Consider the following 2,612-nt stretch of genomic DNA (forward strand, 5'->3'; position numbering starts at 1 on the left):
CCTTTACGTTGGAGTACGTCCGGGGCGGTCGCCTCGGACGCTCGTCCGCGGTTCGGGGCGTGGCTCGACAATCACCTGTGTGCCCTCGGTGGCTCGGCGTGGAAGGCCACCCCGGACCGTGACGGGTCGTTTCGGCCGCTGATTGAGAAGTGTTCGCGAACTTGTCGCTGTGTAAAGGTGCGCCGGCGAAACAACCCCTGACGAGGTCAACAGGTTCGAGCAGAGAGGTTCATGTGGTCGAAACAATCTGGGTAGGAATCGATGTCGGCCGTCACGCACACCACGCCGCCGCTGTGGACGACGCGGGGACGGTGCTGTGGTCACGTCGGGTACCGAACGATCAGGCGGCCATCGAAGCGATTGTGGACCAGGCGTGCCGTGTCGAATCGGTGGTGTGGGCGATCGACATGACCGCGCCGGAATCGGCCCTCCTCCGAGGGGTGTTGTCCCGCCGCGGCCAACACATTCGCTATGTACCTGGTCGCGTTGTGCACAGCATGACCGGCGCTTTCGCCGGCGAAGGCAAAACCGACGCCCGCGACGCGGTGGTGATCGCCCAGACCGCGCGCCTGCGTGGTGATCTCGCGACGGTCGCGGTCCCTGATGACGTCGCGATCGAACTCGACCTGTTGACCGGGCATCGCCGCGACTTGGTCACCGAACGCACACGAGGCATCAATCGACTGCGCGGCCTGCTGACCCGCATCTTCCCCGGTCTCGAACGGTGCTTCGACTACTCGACGTTGACTGGTTTGGCGTTCGTCACCCGCTTCACCACACCGTCGGCGATTGATGGGGTCTCCGACGAGGAGATTTACGACCACCTACGCGGTCAAGGAGTCCGCCGGCCGACCATCCCGAAGATGATCAGCAAGGCGCGTGCCGCCGCGGCCGCGCAGACCGTCGCTCTGCCTGGTGAGGCGACCACGGCATTGCTGGTGCAGCAGGCGGCTACCTCGCTGATGGCGCTCACTCGCCAGATCACCTACCTGGATAAACAGATCGCCGAGGTGTTCCGCCGAGACCGCCACGCCCGGATTCTTGAATCCGTACCCGGTATCGGCACCCGAAGTGGTGCCGAACTCATCGCGTTCACTGGTGGCGACCTCACGTCGTTCGGCTCGGCTGCCAAACTGGCTGCCTACGCCGGTCTTGCTCCCGTCCCGCATGATTCAGGTAACCGGCGGGGCACATTGCGTAGACCGCAGCGCTACCACCGGGGTCTGCGGAAGGTGTTCTACATGGCCGCACTCAACAGCTCGCAACGCGACGGACCATCACGGGAGTTCTACCAGCGCAAACGACGCGAGAACCGCTCTCACGTGCATGCGCTCATCTCGCTGGCCAGACGGTTGATTGATGTTGTGTGGGCACTCATCCGTGATGGCCGAGAATGGACTCCGAGGGGCGCCGGCCCGCCCATCGCGGAGGCTGCCGCCTAGCCCCTGAGATCATTCAGACGCCGCTGCACGCACCGCCGCGGTGAGGTCGTCGATCGTGTTCGGTTGTAGCCGATTCTCGTCGAGGAAGAATGTGGGGGTGCCTTGGACCCCGAGAGCCAGACCGTCAGCGACGTCGGCGCGGATCCGTTCGAGCGTGGCCGGGCTGTTGTAGACCGTGTCGAAGGCCGCCATATCGAGATCGAGGTCGACGGCGAAGCTACGGAACAGGTCGTCAGCGGGGACTTGCTGTTCGCCCCAATGGGTTTGGGTGGTGAACATGCGCTGGTACATCTGCTCGAACCGCCCCTGCTGGGCGGCGGCTTCGACCGCGCGAGCAGCACGTTCGGCGTTGAAGTGTCCGGGCATCGGAAAGTAGCGGACGACGAACGTAACGCGGTCGCCGTAGGTTCGCCGCAGATCCTCGATGACCGGGTAGATGGCTCCGCAGGCTTCGCACTCGAAGTCCAGGAACTCGACGAATTGCGCCCGGCTCTGCGCAGGCGACGTCAGCCGATGACTGTCGGGCCGGGCCACCAGATCAGACACCGCGGCGGTATCGGACGGGGCGGGTGTGGAAGTGTCCTGATCGACGAGGACGGCGACTCCGATACCGACGATAATGGTTACGAAGAACGCCCACGCGAACTTGGTTGGTCTGGTCATACGTTCAACATAGAGGCGATGTCGGCGGGAATGAGGATCGGTCTCATCAGGCCGGGGGTTGCCTTCGGGGTAGCGCCCGGAATGTATGAACCTGATGTCTGTTCTCAGTCTTCATGGGTGCGCGCTACAAGCGGATCAGATTCTGTATCCGGCAGCGAGGAGTCTCTGGCGTTTCCTCTGGGAGCGGACCATCGAGACTCCGGGCAGACGGTGAGCCGGGCAGTGACCAGCGCGGCCAGCCGGGCCCTGCGCCGGATCGGGGGGGTCAGCGCTCGGGTGAATGCTGCGCTCGTTCGTCGGGACTCCTGAATGCGGTGAGGGTGATCAAGATGGCAGCGCCGCCGACGATGAATGTGTCAGCGAGGTTGAACGTTGGCCACCAACCGGTGTGGAGATAGTCAGTGACCACTCCGTCGGGGAACCGATCGATGAGATTGGCGCTTGCCCCGCCGAGGATCGCTGCTAACCCCAGCCGCCCGAGGTGCCCGGTGCCTGGCGCCATCCGGG

Annotated in this window: 3 protein-coding genes; 1 reads left to right on the plus strand and 2 read right to left on the minus strand. The window is 64.3% G+C overall.

The genetic code is table 11. The features are described from left to right. The first annotated feature begins 233 nt into the window (after positions 1-233). Positions 234-1,442, plus strand: a complete 1,209-nt coding sequence (locus GOALK_RS19445; protein WP_005193666.1) for an IS110 family RNA-guided transposase — start codon at positions 234-236, stop codon at positions 1,440-1,442. 9 nt (positions 1,443-1,451) lie between these two features. On the opposite strand, the gene GOALK_RS19450 is transcribed toward GOALK_RS19445, so the two are convergent. Together GOALK_RS19450 and GOALK_RS19455 are read right to left on the minus strand one after the other, a co-directional pair. Next, the gene (locus tag GOALK_RS19450) at positions 1,452-2,105 is read right to left on the minus strand and encodes a DsbA family protein (RefSeq protein WP_006360542.1); all 654 of its coding nucleotides are present in this window, start codon (positions 2,103-2,105) and stop codon (positions 1,452-1,454) included. Positions 2,106-2,370: 265 nt separating this feature from the next. Next, on the minus strand, positions 2,371-2,612 hold a 242-nt coding region (locus GOALK_RS19455), incomplete at its 5' end, for a signal peptidase II (RefSeq protein WP_040004365.1).

Origin of the sequence: Gordonia alkanivorans NBRC 16433, from assembly GCF_000225505.1 — a bacterium.
Taxonomy (GTDB): Bacteria; Actinomycetota; Actinomycetes; order Mycobacteriales; family Mycobacteriaceae; genus Gordonia; species Gordonia alkanivorans.

Bases quoted from the DNA above. Each gene is read 5' to 3' on its own strand.
- GOALK_RS19450 (WP_006360542.1), bottom strand. From the start codon at position 2,105: ATGACCAGACCAACCAAGTTCGCGTGGGCGTTCTTCGTAACCATTATC.